The sequence below is a fragment of the Pseudomonas sp. R1-15 genome, from assembly GCF_051132085.1.
In the GTDB taxonomy this organism is placed as follows: domain Bacteria; phylum Pseudomonadota; class Gammaproteobacteria; order Pseudomonadales; family Pseudomonadaceae; genus Aquipseudomonas.
In genome coordinates, this window is the sequence record NZ_CP071660.1 from 900,410 (window position 1) to 920,155 (window position 19,746).

The following is a 19,746-nucleotide window of genomic DNA, read 5'->3' on the forward strand; positions in this document are numbered from 1 at the left end:
CTCATTTGCAGCTTGCAAACGTTTGCCAGGCGCTTGATCGGCGAATTAAGGCAAAACGCTGGCGGAGGGCTTCCAAAGGAAGCCCTCGCTGCGTGGCTAAACGGTTATGGGTTCAGGCTGACGCCCGAGAAGACGTTGCGACCGAAGGGGCTGACCTTGAACCCTTCGACTTTGGCACTCAGCGGCTGATTGACCGTCGAGTGGGCGATCGGCGTGATCGGCACTTGCTGCTTGAGCAACTGCTGGGCCTGTTTATAGAGCACGGTGCGCTGCTCGCGGTCGGTGACGATCTTGGCCTGCTTGATCAGCTTGTCGTAGTCCTGGTCACACCATTGGGAGTAGTTGTTGCCGCCAATGGCGTCGCAGCTGTACAGCGTGCCCATCCAGTTGTCCGGGTCCCCATTGTCGCCGGTCCAGCCGATCAGGTTGATGTCGTGCTCGCCGTTCTTGGTGCGCTTGATGTACTCGCCCCATTCGTAGGTGACGATCTTCACCTTCAAACCGATCTTCGCCCAGTCGGACTGGAGCATCTCGGCCATCAGCTTGGCGTTGGGGTTGTACGGGCGTTGCACGGGCATGGCCCAGAGGGTGATTTCGGTGCCTTCCTTGACCCCGGCGGCCTTGAGCAGCTCCTTGGCTTTTTCAGGGTCGTAGGGAGCGTCCTTGATCGTGTCGTCGTAGGACCATTGGGTTGGCGGCATGGAGTTTTGCGCCAACTGCCCCGCGCCCTGGTACACGGCGTTGAGAATGCCCTGCTTGTTCACTGCCATGTCCAGCGCCCGGCGTACTTCGACCTGGTCGAAGGGTTTGTGGCGAACGTTATAGGCGATATAGCCAAGGTTGAAACCGGGCTTCTCGATCAGTTGCAGCTTGGGATCGTTCTTCAGCGCCGGCACATCGGCCGGGCGTGGATGCAGGGTGATCTGGCATTCGTTGGCCTTGAGCTTCTGCACCCGTACCGACGCGTCGGTGTTGATCGAGAAGATCAGGTTGTCCAGCTTGACCCGCTCAGGCGCCCAGTACTGCTTGTTGGCGACGTAGCGGATGTTGGAGTCTTTCTGGTAGCTCTTGAACTCGAAAGCCCCGGTGCCGATCGGCTTCTGGTTGATGTCGCTCGGCTTGCCGCTAGTGAGCAGCTTGTCGGCGTACTCGGCCGAAAGGATCGAGGCGAAGCTCATGGCGATGTTCTGGATGAATGCGGCGTCCACGCTGTTGAGCGTCATGACCACCGTCAACGGTCCTGTCGCTTCGACCTTGGCGATGTTCTTGTTCAGGCTCATGCCGTTGAAGTACGGGAACTCGGTGGGGTAGGCCTTGCGAAACGGATGCTGCGGATCAAGCATGCGGTTGAAGGTGAACAGCACATCGTCGGCGTTGAAATCCCGGGTCGGCGTGAAGTAGTCGGTGGTGTGGAATTTCACCCCTTCGCGCAGGTGGAAGGTGTATTTCAGGCCGTCTTCGGAAATGTCCCAGCTCGTCGCCAGGCCCGGCACGACATTGGTCGCGCCTTTTTCAAATTCGGCCAGGCGGTTGTACAGCGGTTCGGCGGCATCGTTGTCGGTCGCGGTGGTGTATTGCGCGGTGTCGAAACCGGCAGGGCTGCCTTCGGAACAGAACACCAAGCTGCCGCCGGCAGCCTGGGCCGCGGATGTAGCGGCCAGCAGGCCGGTGCCCAGCAATGCGGATAAAACCAAGGTATGGCGCATGACGCTCCCTCTCTCGTTCGGGGTGTTTGACAGTGAACCGGTGTCCTTCCAGGGACAGGGCCGGGGCACTGGGCTCATTCCAATGCGTGAACAGCGCTGCCGCGGGATTGGCAAAACCTCCAGCCCCGACGGTATGAGTCGTGTGCCAGGCGGTATATGCGCAATGCCTGAAAGACTTGTGGGAAAGGCGACACGTCCTAAACCAACTGCTGTGGTACGCAGTGCTTTTGGATGTAGGCAATTTCCTAGGTCTTGGTCTCGGCAGATAAAGCTACGGTGCGTCGTGGGAGCGAGCCCTGCTCGCGATGGCGTTGATGTAGATCGCCATCGCGCTCAAAAAGGGGCTGCTAAGCAGCCCAGCGGGAGCAAGCTCCCTCGCCACAGGTCACTTATTTGCTGACGCTGACGCCGTAGAAGGAGTTCAAGCCAAAGGGGCTGATCTTGAAGTCCTGCACGTTGGCGCGCATGGGTTGATACACCGTCGAGTGAGCGATAGGTGTCATCGGCACGGCGTCCTTGAGGACGTGTTGCGCCTGTTTGTAGAGGTCGGTGCGCTTGGCCTGGTCGGTGGTGCGCTTGGCTTCCTTGACGAGGCCGTCGAACTTCTTGTCGCACCATTTGGAGAAGTTGTTGCCTTGCAGCGAGTCGCAGCCAAACAACACGTTGAGCCAGTTGTCCGGGTCACCGTTATCACCGCTCCAGCCGATGATCATGGCCTGGTTCTCGCCGCCCTTGGAGCGCTTGATGTACTCGCCCCACTCATAGCTGGTGATCTTGACCTTCAGGCCGATCTTGGACCAGTCGTTCTGCAGCATTTCCGCCATCAGTTTGGCGTTCGGGTTGTACGGACGCTGAACCGGCATGGCCCACAGAACGATCTCTGTGCCTTCCTCGACGCCGGCTTCCTTGAGCAGAGCCTTGGCTTTTTCAGGGTCGTATTTGGCATCTTTGATGGTGGTGTCGTAGGACCACTGGGTCGGAGGCATGGCGTTGACCGCCAGTTGTCCCGCACCTTGGTACACCGAGTCGATGATCTGTTGCTTGTTTACAGCCATGTCCAAGGCTTGACGAACGCGCAGGTCAGCCAACGGGTTGGGCTTGTCGTCGCCTTTGACTTTTTCCATCACGTTGTAAGCTACATAACCCAGGTTGAAACCCGCCTGGTCAGGCATCTTCAGCGCTTTGTCGTCCTTGAGGGCCTTGAGGTCGGCCGGGCGTGGGAAGAGGGTGATCTGGCACTCGTTCTTCTTCAGCTTCTGGATACGCACCGACGGGTCGGTGGTGATGGCGAAGATCAGGTTGTCGATCTTCACGTCTTCAGGCTTCCAGTAGTCCTTGTTGCCGGTGTAACGGATGTTGGAGTCTTTCTGGTAGCTCTTGAACACGAACGGGCCGGTGCCGATCGGCTTCTGGTTGATGTCGGCAGGCTTGCCGTCCTTGAGCAGTTGGCCGGCGTATTCGGCGGACTGGATCGAGGCGAAGCTCATGGCCAGGTTCTGGATGAACGCGGCGTCGACATCCTTGAGGGTGAACTTGACGGTGTGGTCGTCGACTTTATCGACCTTGGTGATGTTGGTGTCCATCCCCATGTCGGTGAAGTACGGGAATTCGGTCGGGTACGCCTTACGGAACGGATCGTCCTTGTTGATCATGCGGTTGAACGTGAACAGCACGTCATCGGCATTAAATTCACGGGTCGGCTTGAAATACGGGGTGGTATGGAACTTGACGCCTTCACGCAGGTGGAACGTGTAGGTCAGGCCGTCTTCGGAGATGTCCCACTTGGTGGCCAGGCCAGGAATCACGGCGGTACCGCCGCGCTCAAACTGGGTCAGGCGGTTGAACATGGTTTCTGCAGAGGCATCGAAGTCGGTTCCGGTGGTGTACTGACCAGGGTCAAAACCGGCCGGGCTGCCTTCGGAGCAGAACACCAGGTTAGTCGCGGCGGAAGCGAAAGGAGCGCTGGCTAACAAGCCTGCGCCGACTAAAAACGGAATGACCGCGTGTTTAAGCATGTTGGCCTCATGATTTGTTGTCATTTTTGGATTTGAGGGCGACCTCGTGAGTCGTCCTGCGGATACTTATGCAGGCCCCATACCCAATGCAAGATCCAGAGCGGTTTCAAGTCTGAAACAGTGGCACGTACGTACCTTAATGTCGCATCTTTGTAACTTTTGACGCATTTTAACGTTTGCGCCGGTTTTTTTGGGGCAAGCGGCGCTCCGTGCCGGTGCGCTGCGAGGCTGCAACGCACCGGCCTGGGGCGGGTTTTACTTGTTCAAACCCACGCCGTAGAAGGGTGTAAGCCCGAACGGGCTGAGCTTGAAATCCACCACTTCCTTGCGTATCGGCTGGAACACCGTCGAGTTGGCGATGGGCGTGATGGGCACCTGCTGCTTGAGGATTTTCTGGGCCTGGCGGTACAGGTCGATGCGTTGCTGGCGGTCGGTCGAGACCTTGGCCTGCTGGATCAGCCGGTCGTAGGCCGGGTCGCACCACTTGGCGTAGTTGCTGCCCTTGACCGCCGCGCAGCTGTAGAGCACGCCGAGCCAGTTGTCTGGATCGCCGTTGTCGCCGGTCCAGCCGTAGATCATCGCGTCGTGTTCGCCATTCTTGGCGCGCTTGATGTACTCGCCCCATTCGTAGCTGACGATGTTGGCCTTGATGCCAACTTTGGCCCAGTCCTGCTGGATCATTTGCGCAGACATTCGCGCATTGGGGTTGGAGGCGCGCTGCACCGTCATTGCCCATAAATCGATGGTTGTACCGGGCGCAACCCCTGCTTCCTTGAGGAGCGCCTTGGCCTTGGTCACGTCATGGGGCGCGTCCTGGATCGCCGGGTCGAACGACCATTGGGCCGGGGGCAGGGCGTTCTGAGCCAGTTGCCCGGCGCTCTGGTACACGGCCTTGATGATCGCCGGCTTGTCGATGGCCATGTCCAGTGCCTGACGGACCTTGAGCTGGTCCAACGGCGGATGCGTCACGTTATAGGCGAGGAAACCCAGGTTGAAACCGGGCTGCCTGAGCACGCGCAGGTTCGGGTCCTGCTCCATCACTTCGATGTCGGCCGGGCGCGGATAACCGCTGACCTGGCATTCGCCGCGCTTGAGCTTTTGCAGGCGCACGGCGGCGTCCGGCGTGATGGAAAAAATCAGGTTGTCGAGCTTCACGTCCTCGGGTTTCCAGTACGCCGTATTGGCGGCGTAGCGGATCTGCGAATCCTTCTGATAGCGCTTGAACACAAACGGCCCGGTGCCGACGGGCTTCTGGTTGAGGTCGCCGGCCTTGCCTTCCTTTAATAGCTGCGCTGCGTACTCGGCGGACTGCACCGAGGCAAAACTCATCGCCAGGTTTTGCACGAATGCCGCGTCGACGTTGTTCAGGCTGAAGCGCACGGTGTGCTCGTCGATCTTTTCGACGCTTTTGATCGTGGTGTTCAGGCCCATGTCGGTGAAATACGGCGACTCGGTGGGGTAGGCCTGGCGGAACGGGTGTTGCGGATCGAGCAGGCGCTGGAACGTGAACAGCACGTCATCGGCGTTGAAGTCGCGGCTCGGGGTGAAATAGTCGGTGGTATGAAACTTCACACCCTCGCGCAGGTGGAAGGTGTAGGCCAGGCCATCGGCGGATACGTCCCAGCTTGACGCCAATCCGGGCTCGACTTCGGTGCCGCCGCGCTTGAACTGGGTGAGGCGGTTGAAGACGGTTTCGGCCGAAGCATCGAAGTCGGTGCCGCTGGTGTATTGGCTGGGATCGAAGCCGGCGGGGCTGGCTTCGGAGCAGTAGACCAGGGTGGTCGCGGCCTGGGCCAGCGGGGCGCCGCTCAGCAGGGCAAGCGTAAGCAAGAGGGGTTTGAAGGTGGTTCTGTCCATGAAATCCCTTAGGTCTTGATGAGGGTTTTTCTGAAGGGTAGCGGGTGGGGCGGGCGCGTAGGAAATATCTAAAAGTGAGGATGACCCGTGGGTTTGGGCATACCGCGCTTTTCATCAATATTTAATTGACGCCGGAATAATGGCTATCTAGTATCGCGCCACTATTTTGATATTGGTTTTTCGGGGCGGGGACAATGCGCGTCTTCCCGCCTCGGGACGAAGTCATGTTCGGCTCTGCCGCGACCGACTTCGGCATGGATGACCTTTAATTGCTCTGCAACGAGACCCGATCATGGACGACCGCCAACACGCCTTCCTGGCCCGCCAACCTTCTGCTGTCCTGAAAAACCGCGAGCGGTTTCTCGGCATGCCCAAGCGCGGTCTGGCGTTCCTCCTGGCCAACGTCATGTTCTGGCAACCGATGTGGGCCCAGGCCGAAGGCATCGTCGTCAGCGCCCCGGGCACCGGCCTGGACCGGGCCGGCAACGGCGTGCCCATCGTCAACATCGCCAAGCCGAATGCCAACGGTCTGTCCCACAACCAGTTCAAGGACTACAACGTCGGCAGCAACGGCGTAATCCTCAACAACGCCACCTCGCGCACCCAATCCACGCAACTGGGCGGGATCATCGTCGGCAACCCGAACCTCCAGGGCGCAGCCGCCACGACCATCCTCAACGAAGTCAACGGCGGCAGCCCCAGCCAGTTGCGCGGCTACACCGAAGTGGCCGGGCAATCGGCCCACGTCATCGTCGCCAACCCCTACGGCATCAGCTGCAACGGCTGCGGCTTTATCAACAGCCCGAAAGTGACCTTGAGCACCGGCAAACCAATCGTCGAAAACGGTCGGCTGGATCGTTATCAAGTGGACCAGGGCAGCGTCGCCATCGAAGGCGCCGGTCTTAATGCCAGCAACGTCGACCACTTCGAAATCATCACCCGTAGCGCCAAGATCAACGCCGAGATTCAGGCGAAGAACCTGACGATCGTGGCCGGTCGCAACGACGTCAACGCCGATACCTTGAGCGCCACCGCCCGCGCCGATGACGGCAGCGCCAAGCCGGAACTGGCGATCGACTCCTCGGCGTTGGGTGGCATGTACGCCGGCGCGATCAAGCTGGTCGGCACCGAGGCTGGGGTTGGGGTGAAGCTGGACGGCAAGTTGATTGCCAGTGGCGGGGATATTCAGCTCGATGCCAATGGGCATTTGAGCATGGTCGATACCTCGGCCAGCGGGGCGGTCAACGTCAAGGCGGCGAGCCTTGATGCGCAGGGCCCGGTTTATGCCGGCACGACGCTGAATGCGCAGACTCAGGGTGACCTGAGCAATCAGCAAACCCTCGCCGCGCGGGACAGCATCACGTTGAATGCCGGTGGGCAGTTGACCAACAACGGCATTATTGAAGCCGGGGTCAACGCCGACACCACGCGCAATGCTTCGGGAGATGTGAGCCTTACAGCGCAGAACCTGAACAACAACGGCAAGAGCATCGTCGCCAGCCGTAACCTCACGGCGAACGTTGCACAAACGCTGAACAACCAAGGCGGCACCCTGAGCGCCGGGCAAACCGCCACGGTAAAAGCCGGAACGCTGGACAACCAGAACAAGGGTCGCGTGCTGAGCAGCGGCGCGCTGGGCGTGACTGCCGACAAACTCCTCAACACCCAAGGCACCGTCAGCAGCAACGGCAACCTGACGGCCAATGTCGGGCAGTTGAATAACCACGACGGCGAAGTCTCCAGCGCCGCCGCCACTCAAGTCATCGGCACTGCGCTGGACAACAGCGATGGCCTGCTCACCGGCGACGTGGCGCTGAACATCGGGTTGATCGGTGCCCTGAACAACCAGAACGGCGTGTTGGGTTCCGGCAAGCAGCTGAGCGTTACCGCCACCAGCCTGGACAACACCCTCGACGGTAGCCTGGTCAGCGATGGCAGTCTGAGCGTGCGCATCAGCGGCCTGCTCGACAACCGACAAGGCAGCCTCGGCGCCAAGGGCATGACCGATGTCCAGGCAGACAGCCTGGACAATCGCGCCGGCAAGGTCCAATCCGTGAAGGACCTGGAACTGACGGTCGCCAAGCTCGATAACCGCGGGCAAGGCTTGCTCAGCAGCCAGGCGGGGCTGCGTGTCGATGGCTCGCAATTGGATAATCGCGCCGGCCTGCTCAGTGCCGTCGGCCCTGTGCATTTGCAGGTGACTGACGTCGACAACAGCGGCGGACGAATCTCCAGCAAAACCGACCTCACCGCCGACGTCTCGCACCTGAACAACCAGGGCGGCGAACTGGTCGCCCAAGGTGTGCTCACCGTTAGCGGCCAGGACCTGGATAACCGCGGCGGATTGGTTGGCGCGACCAACGCACTGAAACTCGACATCGACACGCTGGACAATCGAAACGGCGAAATCTCCAGTACCGCCGATATCAACATCACCGGCCAGCGCCTGGACAACAGCGACAACGGTAAGGTCCTCGCCGGCACTGATCTGGGCCTGAAAGTCGCGGCCATCATCAACCAGACCAAAGGCCTGCTGTTCAGTACGGGCGTCACCACTGTCGAGGGCAAAAGCCTGGACAACAGCGGCGCCAATCTGGTTGCCCGCCAGGGTTTGGATATTCGCCTGGACAATGCGTTGATCAACGTCGGCGGCGCCATCACCACCGAAGCCGGCCTGACCGTCAACAGCCAAAGCCTGGATAACCACGGCGACGGCCTGCTCAGCGCCAAAGGCGCCACCCACGTGACCACTGGCACGTTCGACAACACCGCCGGCGGTTATCTGGTCAGTGGCGACACCCTTGATCTCACCGCCAACCAAGTCAACAACGGCGCCGCAAGTCGCATCGCCAGCGACAAGGCGCTGACCGCCAGCGTCACCGGCCTGGATCAGCAGGGCGGCGAACTGTTCAGCAAAACAGCCTTGACCCTGGACCTCAACAACGGCCAGTTGAACAACCTCAAGGGCGTGATCAATGCGCCGCTCCTGGTGCTGAAAAACCTCAAGGACGTGGACAACCGTGGCGGCGAGATTTCCAGTGCCCAGGCGTTCACCCTGGCGGCACGCAACCTGGACAACCGTGACGGTAAGCTGATCAGCAACCAGGCGCTGACCCTGCGTATCGACCAAGCGTTTAACAACATCAAGGGGCTGCTTTCCGCGCAATCCATCGACACCCAAAGCGCCAGCCTGGACAACACCGATGGCCTGATCAGCAGTCGTGGCGCCCTGGTCATGACCGTGGACGGTCAACTGACCAATCGGGACGCCGCGATCATTGCCGACCGTGACCTGCACATCGAGGCCACCCACCTCGACAACGGCGCCGGCCAGATCGCCGGCAAAACCAATGTCACGGCCACTATCGACAGTGTGAACAACCAGGGCGGCCAGATAATCGCCCTCGGCGGATTGACGCTGACCGGCGCCTCGCTGGACAACCGCGCCGCAGGGCTGGTCGGGGCGACCGACACGCTGACGTTGAACGTCGGTTCGATCGACAACCGTGGCGGCGAACTGTCCGGCCACGCCGACGTTGCTTTGACAGGCAACGCGCTGAACAACAGCAACGGCGGCCAAGTCATCGCCAACGGCGCGTTGGCCCTGAAGATGAAGGAAGTGCTCAACCGCACCAAGGGCCTGCTGTCCGGCAAGACCGGTCTGACCTTGAGCGGCGAGACGCTGGATAACAGCGGCGGCGCGCTACTGACCCAAAAGAACCTCACCGCGCACCTCGACGGCGACCTGAACAACGCCAAGGGCACGTTGAGCGCCGAAGGCGAGCTTGAAGTCACCGCCGCCAGCCTCACCAACACCCTGGGCAGCGTTTCCAGTGCCGGAGCGTTGGCACTCACCCTCGACAACGCCGTGCTGAACCAGGGCGGCGAAATCGTCACCGATGCCGGCCTCACCCTCAAAAGCTTGAGCCTGGACAACCGCAGCCAAGGCAGCATCAGCGCCAAGCAAGCGGTCGCCGTTGAAACCGGTGCGTTCGACAACAGCCAGGCCGGACGTCTGAGCAGCGGCGCCAACCTTGACCTGACCACGAAGCAGTTGACCAACCAGGACGGCGGCCGCATCGCCAGCAGCGGTGCGCTGATCGCTAGCGTCACGGGCCTCGACCAGCAGGGCGGGCAGCTTTTCAGCAACACGTCGCTGAGCCTTGATCTGAACCAAGGGCAACTGAACAACCAGAGTGGCTTGATCAACGCCCCCTTGCTGATGCTGAAAAACCTCAAGGGCGTCAACAACGCCGGCGGCGAAATCTCCAGCGCCCAGGCGTTCACCCTGGCCGCAAAAAACCTCAACAACGACAACGGCAAGTTGCTGAGCAACCAGGCCCTGACCCTGCGCATCGATAACGCGCTGACCAACCTCAAGGGCCTGATCGCCGCCGCCGCGCTGGACGTCGAGGCCGCGAGCCTGGACAACAGCGCCGGCACCCTGACCAGTCGCGCCAACCTCGACCTGAAACTGGCCGGCCCGCTGATCAACCAGAATCAAGGCCTTATCAACGCCGCCGACGCCTTGACCGTCAGCACTCACAACTTGAACAACCACCAGGGTTCGTTGCTGGGCAGCGCCATCGCCATCGACTTCGGTGCCGCCACGGGAGACTTGAGCAACAGCGCCGGCCTGATCACTACCGCCGGTGTACTCAGCCTCAAGCACCTGCGGGACCTGGACAACCAGGGCGGCGAAATCTCCAGCAGCCAGCCCCTCGACCTGACGGTTCGCGATTTCAACAACAGCGCCGGCAAACTCATCAGCAACGGTTTACTGACCGTGAAGGCCCGCGATGTCATCAACCAGGGCGGCCTGATGTCCGGTTTCAAAGGCCTCGACCTGAGCGCCGTGGGCCTGGACAACCGCAACGCCGGCACGCTGTCGAGCCGCGACGAAGACGTCAGCGTGACCCTGAGCGGCGCGCTGTTCAACGGTGCTGACGGTGCGTTGGCCGGCAAGAAAAAGCTCACCGTCACCGCGGCCAGCGTCGACAACCGCGGCGGGATTCTGTCCAGCGGCGCCGACCAGACCTTGACCGTCACCGGCGGTTTGCTGAACAACGCCCAAGGCGGCTTGATCGACAGCGCCGCGACCCTGGTCATCAACGCCATGACCCTGGGCAACGCTGGCGGCACCGTCAACGCGCAAAACGCACTGACCTTCACCGGCACCACCCTGGACAACACCGGCGGCAAGCTGATCGGCAATGCCGCCGTGACCTTGGACCTGCTCGGTGCCCTGACCAATACCAACGGCAAACTCGCCAGCGCCGGTCCGCTGCGGGTCGAGCGCGCCACGCAACTCGACAACCAGGGCGGCCAGATCGCCAGCCAAAGCTTGCTGACCTTGCTCATTGGTGGCCTGGACAACCGCAATCGCGGCACCGTCGCGGCCAATGACGCACTCGTCCTGACCGCCTCCGGCGCGGTGCAGAACGGTGGCGATGGCCTGATCTACAGCCAGAACGGCGCCGTGCGAATCGACGCCAATAGCCTCGCCAACGGCAAGGGCACCGTGCAGAGCCAGGGCAACCTGACCCTGGTCGTCGACCAAGACATCGACGACCAGAGCGGCCGCATCCAGGCCAAGGCCGGTGACCTGACCGTTGAAGCGCGCAACCTCGACAACCGCGGCGGCGTGCTCGCCAGCCTGCAAGGACTGCTGAAGACCGACCTGACCGGCGTGTTGAAAAACGGCTACGACCTGAACAACAACCGCCAGGGCGGCATCACCCAGGCCCAGCGCCTGAACCTGATCGCATCGGGCGGCCTGGACAACTACGGCGGACGCATCTCGGCGCAAACCGGCGATGCCCTCATCACCACCGGCAACATCGACAACCGCAACGGCGGCCTCTACGCCAAAGGCAAAGTCAACGTCACCGCCAACAATTTCGACAACAGCGGCGACAACGACGGCCAGATCGCCGGCAGCCAGATCGACCTGAACCTGACCGGCGCCTTGAACAACCGCCTGGGTATCATCGAAAGCGACAGCACGCTGATGATCAAGGCCGCGAGCCTGGATAACCAGACGGGGCAGATCCGTGCCTTGGGTACGGGGGGCAAGACCAATTTCCAGATCGGCGGGTTGTTCGATAACCGCAGTGGTGTGTTGGAAAGTGCCAACACTGACCTGACCCTTGGCGCCTCCAGTTTCCTCAATACCAGCGGCAGCTTGCTGCACGTTGGCACCGGCACGTTCGATATCTCCACCGCCAATGTCACCGGAGCCGGCGGTACGGTCGTGACGCGTGGCGGCCTGACTATCAGCACCGACACTTGGACCAACAGCGGGGTCATCCAGGCCGGACGCCTGAACGTCAACGTCAACCATTTCGCCCAGACTGCCGGTGGCCAGTTGCTGGCTTCCGACAGCTTCATCGGCAGCGGCGTCAATTGGTTCAACGAAGGCCTTGTTGCCAGTAATGGCAGCCTGAAAATCGACCTGGGTGGTGCCTATTGGGGGGGCGGTCGTCTCAATAGCCTGGGGACGCTTGGCCTCAGCGCGGCCCAAGTGAGCCTCAACAGCGTCAGCTCCAGCATAACGGGCGGCGGCGATACCACCATTGGCGTTAATGGTCAGCTCGATAATGCCGGTCGCTTGACCTCGGCGGCGCGCCTGACGATTGGCGCCACGGGGATCAACAACTTTGGGACGTTGGGTGGTGGTCAAGCTTTGACCGTCACGACCGGCGCGCTGGCCAACCACCAAGGGCTGATTTTCAGCGGCGGCGACATGGGCCTGCGGGTCGATACGCTGAACAACCTCGATGCCAACATTTACAGCCTGGGAAATCTCAGTATTGACCGTAACGGCCTGGGCGCGCTGGCGAGCAGTATCGTCAACAGCTCCAGCTCGATTCAAAGCGACGGCAGCATGAGCCTGGCCGCCAGCACGATTCAGAACATCCGCACGCTGCTGACCATGGGCAGCAGTGGAATCTATACCGCCAAAATCTACGAAATCGCCTGCATCGAGGGGTACAACGCCGGTGACTGCAGCGGCAAGCAGAACCATGTATGGGAGCTGCTGCAACGCGAGAAAACCGAAGTGACCGCTGCCACCGCGGCCTCCAGCATCACGGCGGGTGGAAACCTGAGCCTGAGCGGCGGCGATCTGCTGAACCAGAGCAGCACTATCGCCAGCGGCGGCAACCTGACGGCCTCGCTGGTTAACTTGACCAACAACGGCGTCGAAACCGGCGAGACCGAAACGACGCGGGTGTTCCGTTCCGAGCGGACCCGAAATGCGGGTGGGTGGTACAACGCGGCCAGTAACTTCACCAATAAATATTGGTTTGAAAGTGCCGGTTACGATGTCAACAGCCTGAGCGGCTTGGAAGCGGGTATTGCCAACTTCATTGGCATGACCGAAATGGAGTACACGAATTTAGGCACCACCCGGAAACTCGCCGGCGGTGACCAGAGCTACGCAGCCGTGATCCAGGCCGGTGGCGCCGTCAATATTAATGCGCAAAACAACATCGACAACAGCGTTGTGCGGCCTGGTTACAGCTACGTCGGCAGCGGTCCACGGACCAATACCGGGGCAGCCGGCAGCCCGTACTCCACGCGCATCACACTTAATCAACAACTACCGCCCAATCTGGCGCAACAACAAGTCAATCCTGTAGCCCTGCCTGGTTTCAGCCTGCCCACTGGCCAGAACGGCCTGTTCCGCCTGAGCGGGCAGGGCGGTGGTGCACCAGCCATCAGCGGCCCGCAAAGCTGGACACTGGGTAACGCAAGCCTGACTCCGGTTCAGCGCCAACAGGGCCTGCCTGCCGTCCAGGCCAGGGACCTGCAAGCAGGCAACGTCCCTCAAGCCAGCGCCAGCAACCTTGACCTGAGCATCGCAGCGCGCCAGGCAACCGCCATCGGCGACCAGGCCAGCAGTTTCGACACCAATACGGCCGGCGCCCCTGCGTCCGGCGCCGTGCCTGGCCGCACCACCGCGTTTACGGTCAACCGCGTCCAGGGCCTGCCTACGCACACCGTTCCGGCCAACCCGCATAAGTACTTGATCGAAACCAACCCGGTGCTCACCGACCTCAAGCAATTCATGAGCTCGGACTATCTGCTGGCAAACCTCGGCTACGACCCGGACCAGAGCGCCAAGCGCCTGGGTGACGGGTTGTATGAGCAGACCCTGATCCAGCAAGCCGTGGTCGCCCGCACCGGCCAGCGTTTCATCGACGGCCAGACCTCCAACGAGGACATGTTCAAGTACCTGATGAACAACGCCATCGCCAGCAAGCAGACGCTCAACCTGGCCCTGGGCGTCAGCCTCACCTCCGAGCAAGTCGCGGCGCTGACCCACGACATCGTCTGGATGGAAAACGTCGAGATCAACGGTGAACAAGTTCTGGTCCCCGTCCTGTACCTGGCTAACGCCAACAACCGCCTGGCGGCCAACGGCGCGCTGATCCAGGGCAGCGACGTCACTCTGATCGCCGGCAAGGACCTGAATAACGCCGGGACCCTGCGTGCCAGCAACAACCTGTCCGCGACCGCCACCAACGACCTGGTCAACAGCGGTCTGGTGGAAGCGGGCAATCGCCTCGACCTGCTGGCGGGCAACAACCTCGTCAACAAGGCCGGCGGCATCATTGCCGGACGCGAGGTCACGCTCACCGCCACCCGGGGCGACGTGATCAACGAACGCACCGTCACCACCCACGAAAGCGACAGCGGTTACCGTCGCGAACGCACCGATTTCATCGACAGCGCCTCACGTATCGAAGCCGCGAATAACCTGACCATCAGCGCCGGACGTGACATCAACAACGTTGGCGGCGTGCTCAAAAGCGGAGCCGACACCACCCTCAACGCCACCCGCGACGTCAACCTTGCCTCCGCCGAGCGCATCACCAGCGGCAATCGTGGCACGCATCGCAACGAAACCATCACCCAGTACGGCTCCAGCCTCGACATAGGTCGCGACCTGACCGCCAACGCCGGCCGCGACCTCACCGCTGTAGCCAGCCAGATCGACGCCAAGCGCGACATCACCATGAGCGCCATCGGCGACCTGACCTTGGCGTCTGCGGCGGATGAGCAGCATTCGTATGGCAAGAGCAAGAAGGTCACGGCTCAGGAAGACCATGTGAGCCAAGTCTCCACCAGCGTGACGGCGGGTGGGAACGTGACGCTGAGTGCCGGGAAAGATCTGGGGTTGATCGCCAGTCGGGTGAGCGCTGGGGATGAAGCGTATCTGGTCGCCGGTGCGAACCTGGTGCTGCAATCGGCTGAGGATTCAGACTACAGCTTCTATAGCAAGACCAAGAAGTCTTCTTCCGGGAAGAAGTTTCGGTTGGATGAGACCAGTAGTGTCACCAACGTTGCCAGCTCGGTTACCTCCGGAGGCAACAACGTGCTGACCGCCGGCAACGATCTGCTGATCAAAGGCAGCAACGTCATTTCCGAAAAAGGCAGCGTCGGCCTGGGGGCTGGCAATGATGTGGAAATTGTTGCGGTTACCGACTCCGAGAGCGCTCGCCACGAGCGCAGCAAAAGCAAAAGCAGTTGGGGCGGTTTGAAATCGAGCAAGGTCCAGGACAAGTTGGCCGAAACTCAGACAACCGCCGTCGGTAGCCTGATCTCGGGCGACACCATCGCCGTCAGCGCCAAACGTGATGCCACCGTGACGGGTTCGGCGCTGGTCAGTACCAATGACCTGGCGGTACGTGCAGGGCGCGACCTGACTATAGACGCGGCAGAAAATACCTTCTCCCGTACCCAAATGCACAAGGAAAAAAATCGCGATCTGACGGGCGTGTTAACAGGCAACAATTTGGGCCTCGACGACATTACCGGCAACCAGCACCTGTCGATCAGTAACCAGAAACACAACGGCACGGCATCGCAGACCACCCTGACCGGCAGCACCATCGGCTCCAGCAAAGGCAACGTCAGCCTCGTTGCCGGTGGCGACCTCAACGTCATCGCCAGTGACTTGGTCAGCACCAAGAACATGAGCCTTCGCGGTTCGAACGTCACTATCGCTGCGGGCATGGAAACGGCCAAACAAAGCACCGCCGATAAATCCAGCAGCCTGGCCGTGGGGCGTGTCATCGGTGGGGCGATCATCGACACGGTCAACACCATTCGCTCGTCAGTCGAAGCCGCCAAGGATGCTGATGACCCTCGGCTCAAAGCCGTGAAGCTGGCGCAGGCGGCGCTGGCGGCTTACAACCTTGGCGGGATGGCTTCGGAAGCCAATGACCAAAAAACCGGTTTCGCCGATAAACAGGGCGGTACCGCGAGCAACGGCTCGTTGATCAAAATCGGTACCGAGCTCGCCAGTACCCATAGCAAAAGCACCAGCGAATACGCCAGCCAGACCGCGAAGCAAAGCACCCTTAACGCGGGCGCCACGTTATCCATCATCGCTAACGGCAATGCGGCGGAAAACGACGGCGATCTACACGTCATCGGCAGCAGCATCAAAGCGGCCAATACTTCTCTGCTCGCCAGCAACGACATCATCCTGGAAAGCGCACAGAACACGGCGGATTGGTCCAACCGTAACAGCAACAACAAGACCGCTATCGGCGCGAGCTTCAACATCGGCCAGCAAAACGGCTTCACCCTGGACCTTGGCGCGCAACTCGCAAAAGGCATGGGCAACGGCAGTTCTGTCACGCAGGTCAACACGACGGTCGATACCGGTTCGTTGCTGTTGCGCAGCGGTGGCGACACCACATTGGCGGGCGCTCAGGTCCGCGCTGATGAAATCAACGCGCTGATCGATGGCAACCTCAACATCATTTCCCGTCAGGACACCCAGGACCAGAAAAGCAAGCAAAGCAGCGGCGGTTTTGGTGCGAGCATCTGCATTCCGCCGTTCTGCTACGGCACACCTGTAGCCGCCTCGGCCAACCTGGCCGCCGGCAACATGAACAGCGAATACAAAGCCGTCACGGACCAGACCGGCCTGTTCGCGGGAACGGGTGGCTACACCGTTGACGTGGGCAAGACCACCACCCTTGAAGGCGGGGTGATTGCCAGTGATGCCTCGGCGGACAAAAACTTGTTGATCACCGACCGGCTCATCGCTCGCGATATCAAGAATGTCAGTGAAATCGAGGCCCAATCGGCAGGTATCGGCATCTCCGGAAGCTACGGTGGTGCAGGTGCCTCAGCCTCGGTGGGGGGCTTGTACGGTATTGCTTTAAGCGAGTCCGACAAGAGCCATACACGTAGTGCGGTGAGTGAAGGCACGATCATTGTCCGCAATCCGGAAGGGGCTCAGGATGCCGTTGGCCTGAATCGCGATACGAAGAATGCCAACGAGCATCTCGACAAGCCTGACGAAGAGGCGATGAACGAGCGCATTGAGCTGGTTAAGAGCTCGATTGAGTTGGTGAAGGGGATTAGCAGCGCCATTGCTGCTGAAAAAATAAAGGAAGCAGAAGACAAGAACAGTGATGCCTACAAGGTTGCGCAGCAGAAGCTGAACGACAGCGGTGTGGCTAACCCAACTCCTGAGCAGATCAGCCAGCAGGTTCAGCGCGATTACGGCACCGGTAGCAGTTTCCAGAAGGCCAGCCAAGCGGTCGCTGGAATTGTCCAAGGCATTCTCGTCGGAGACATCGGAGCACTCGTAGGGGGCGCGGCGGCGCCTTATCTGGCTCAAGCCGTTAAACAGCTGACCGAAGGAGACGACACAGCCAACCTGATGGCGCATGCCGTATTGGGTGCGGTCCTGGCTAAAGCACAAGGAGGCTCGGCACTGGCCGGGGCGGCGGGGGCCACCGTCGGTGAGCTGATAGCGAGCCAACTCTATCCGGGCAAGTCGAGGGACGAGCTAACCGAGTCGGAAAAACAAACCATCGCAGCGTTGTCGACGTTGGCAGGCGGGCTCTCCGGCGCGCTTGCTGGGGGCGACGCATTTAACGCTGCGCTTGGAGCCGGTACAGCGAAGAATGCTGTCGAGAATAATCATTTAAGCGATATAGAACGGCTTTCGCTCCAAGGGCTGCAGCGAGAGTATGAATCCACATGCGGCGGCTCGTCATCGAGTCACTGCGAAAGTTTGTCCGGGGAAATTGCTGACCTGATCGCTAAAGGTTCTAGCGTTCTCAAGGAAGAACCGATCTCAGAAGATGGTGATTTCACGCGAGCTTTCGTTTTCACTACCAATCCTGGAGATGTGGTTTCCTGCGCCACCTCACCGAACGGTTATTGCGTGGCTACTGACAAGTCGATCACGACGGATCAAGGAGAGGAGTGGGTTCTGCAACCTGCTTCGTTTGAACAGGCAGTTGGCGGTAAAGCAAGAAACGAGCTGAATGAAACGTCCATGAAAGCCCAGCTTCAAGGCATCTCCACCGAGTTGTTTTCGGCTGGTTGTGGTGGGGCTGGTCTGGTTGGGATAGGCTGTCAAAGCTATATGGCTGCCGGGGGGGCGAATCCCATCACAGGTGATTCGGCTACTAACACCGAACGATTTATGTGGGGTGTGCAGGGCTTATTGAACGCGTGGGGATTAGGGAGCACCATTTTAAGCACGGGTTACAAGGTAACAAGTGCAATTGATCAAAAAAATCTTGATGCTGTTACTAGTCACCCCAATGCGCACTCCCTCGAACGACACGGAGGGGCAGTGACCGATGGTCAACTTATGTATCGAGCAGTGACTGGTGAAGCGCCTGATGGTCATGTAAAGATAGTTAATGGGAAGACTATTGTGCCACCAATGTCGTCCGCTTTTAATTCTGATGAGCTGCTCATTTTTGCAGACCAAGCCGTCCGAAATAACGGTGCGCTACAGACCGCAATAAAAAATAATCCAGGAGCCACGATAGTTACCGTTACTGCATCTGAAGTGGGTGATCTGGGTGTCAATTTGGGGCGTGGTTTTGAAAGATTGGCTGGCAGCAAGCTGAATCCGAGTTTGCAGGGTGCGCCGAGTAGGGTTCAGAACTTGCGGAGTGTCCAAGCAACTTATGAATTTAATTCGGCAAGCAAGGTTTGGGAAACAATTACGATTTTTCCGTCAAGGTGAGTATGAACTATCCAGTTTTGATTAATATTTTAAGGTCTGTATTTTCAGTTGATGTTGGGCTGGAGGCTTGCGAAGCGCAAGCAGCGTTGGAGCGCGTTCTAAACGATTCAGTGCAGAAAGTACGTTTGGAGAAAGAATTGAAGTGCCTTTTTCAGGATGGTTCTGTTTCGTGGGTGCATTTATTAGATAATGATGATTATGTTGTTTATCCGGCAGATGATGAGTTTGAGGCCAAAGAGTATTTCATGACGATTATAGGTAGACAAATTTTTGTTGATAATTAGATGAAAAGACAAGGAGGAAACAAAGGTAGCAGAGTAAAAAACGGGTCGGATTTTGAATGGCGCTTACTTAACTTCCTCGGGTGGCCATTTTCCTGACCTCGGCCCTTGCTGATAGGAAAAAAGGGGACAGATTTATTTTCTGAAGAAAAAAGGGGACAGGTTTATTTTCTTTCGGAAAAAAGGGACAGACTCATTTTCTGAGCCTGTCATGACGGGGAATGATCAGGCCCTGATTGATTATGTAGCGGCAAAAGCTGATCGGAAAATAAATCTGTCCCCTTTTTTCCGAATCTCAACAATTTCTGCTTAAAAGACAAGGGGGGCAGCACCTTCCCGAAGTAAAAAATATTCTACTCATAGACAGGAAGTAAGGTGTTTGTGGACGGTTCTTGGTTTGATGAGTTTATAAAGCCTAGGCTAGGTGGGTATTCATTTGAGTACTCAATATTTGTTAATGGTGACTTTGGTGATCTTGAGAGGATAGAGCTGGAAGGTTTAGATAAATTAGGAACAGTAGAGTTTTGGTCCAAAGGTTGGGTGGGGTTAGATGTGTATGACTGTGCTTGTGACGGGCAGATTATGAATGTATTGCTTTCGCCTGAGGAGAAGGACTCCGTTTTGCAAGAGTTTGAAAGATTTATTGGTGTGTTAATGCAGAGTGGTTAGGGAGTAAGGCAATCGCCACATTGACTCTGATGGTGATTAATGATGTTGGACCAAAAAGGGGAGACCAAAAAGGGGACGGATTTATTTCTAGCGTAAGAGAGACCAAGTGAGCCTGTGATGATATTGAGAAAAGGGGACAGATTTGTTTTCTGAGCCTGTGATGATGCGGAGTGGTCAGGCCCTGGTTTGATCGTGTAGCG

At 59.1% G+C, this 19,746-nt stretch carries 6 protein-coding genes; 3 read left to right on the plus strand and 3 right to left on the minus strand.

Annotation, left to right across the window (positions count from 1 at the left end; genetic code table 11):
• Nucleotides 1-104: 104 nt before the first annotated feature.
• The 3 genes from J3P97_RS03850 to J3P97_RS03860 all read right to left on the minus strand — a co-directional run bounded on the left by J3P97_RS03850 (nt 105) and on the right by J3P97_RS03860 (nt 5,578).
• Nucleotides 105-1,706, minus strand: a complete 1,602-nt coding sequence (locus J3P97_RS03850) for an ABC transporter substrate-binding protein (RefSeq protein ID WP_434569832.1) — start codon at nt 1,704-1,706, stop codon at nt 105-107.
• A gap of 389 nt (nt 1,707-2,095) precedes the next feature.
• Complete coding sequence (locus J3P97_RS03855) at nt 2,096-3,721, minus strand: ABC transporter substrate-binding protein (RefSeq protein ID WP_434673519.1); 1,626 nt, start codon at nt 3,719-3,721, stop codon at nt 2,096-2,098.
• A 255-nt stretch (nt 3,722-3,976) separates the two neighbouring features.
• Nucleotides 3,977-5,578 (minus strand): ABC transporter substrate-binding protein, encoded by a 1,602-nt coding sequence (locus tag J3P97_RS03860; protein ID WP_434673520.1) that lies wholly within the window; start codon nt 5,576-5,578, stop codon nt 3,977-3,979.
• Between the two features lie 292 nt (nt 5,579-5,870).
• Between J3P97_RS03860 and J3P97_RS03865 the strand changes: the two genes are divergently transcribed.
• The 3 genes from J3P97_RS03865 to J3P97_RS03875 all read left to right on the plus strand — a co-directional run bounded on the left by J3P97_RS03865 (nt 5,871) and on the right by J3P97_RS03875 (nt 19,546).
• Nucleotides 5,871-18,596 carry a hemagglutinin repeat-containing protein gene (locus J3P97_RS03865; protein WP_434673521.1) on the plus strand — a complete coding sequence of 4,242 codons (12,726 nt, stop codon included), beginning with the start codon at nt 5,871-5,873 and terminating at the stop codon, nt 18,594-18,596.
• Between the two features lie 2 nt (nt 18,597-18,598).
• On the plus strand, nt 18,599-18,880 hold the full coding sequence (locus J3P97_RS03870) for a hypothetical protein (protein ID WP_434673522.1): 282 nt from the start codon (nt 18,599-18,601) through the stop codon (nt 18,878-18,880).
• Between the two features lie 372 nt (nt 18,881-19,252).
• Complete coding sequence (locus J3P97_RS03875) at nt 19,253-19,546, plus strand: hypothetical protein (protein ID WP_434673523.1); 294 nt, start codon at nt 19,253-19,255, stop codon at nt 19,544-19,546.
• Nucleotides 19,547-19,746 lie beyond the last annotated feature (200 nt).

Excerpts from the sequence above, each read along its gene's own strand:
- J3P97_RS03860 (WP_434673520.1), bottom strand. The coding sequence starts at position 5,578 with ATGGACAGAACCACCTTCAAACCCCTCTTGCTTACGCTTGCCCTGCTG.
- J3P97_RS03850 (WP_434569832.1), bottom strand. The coding sequence starts at position 1,706 with ATGCGCCATACCTTGGTTTTATCCGCATTGCTGGGCACCGGCCTGCTG.
- J3P97_RS03865 (WP_434673521.1), top strand. The coding sequence starts at position 5,871 with ATGGACGACCGCCAACACGCCTTCCTGGCCCGCCAACCTTCTGCTGTC.
- J3P97_RS03870 (WP_434673522.1), top strand. The coding sequence starts at position 18,599 with ATGAACTATCCAGTTTTGATTAATATTTTAAGGTCTGTATTTTCAGTT.
- J3P97_RS03855 (WP_434673519.1), bottom strand. The coding sequence starts at position 3,721 with ATGCTTAAACACGCGGTCATTCCGTTTTTAGTCGGCGCAGGCTTGTTA.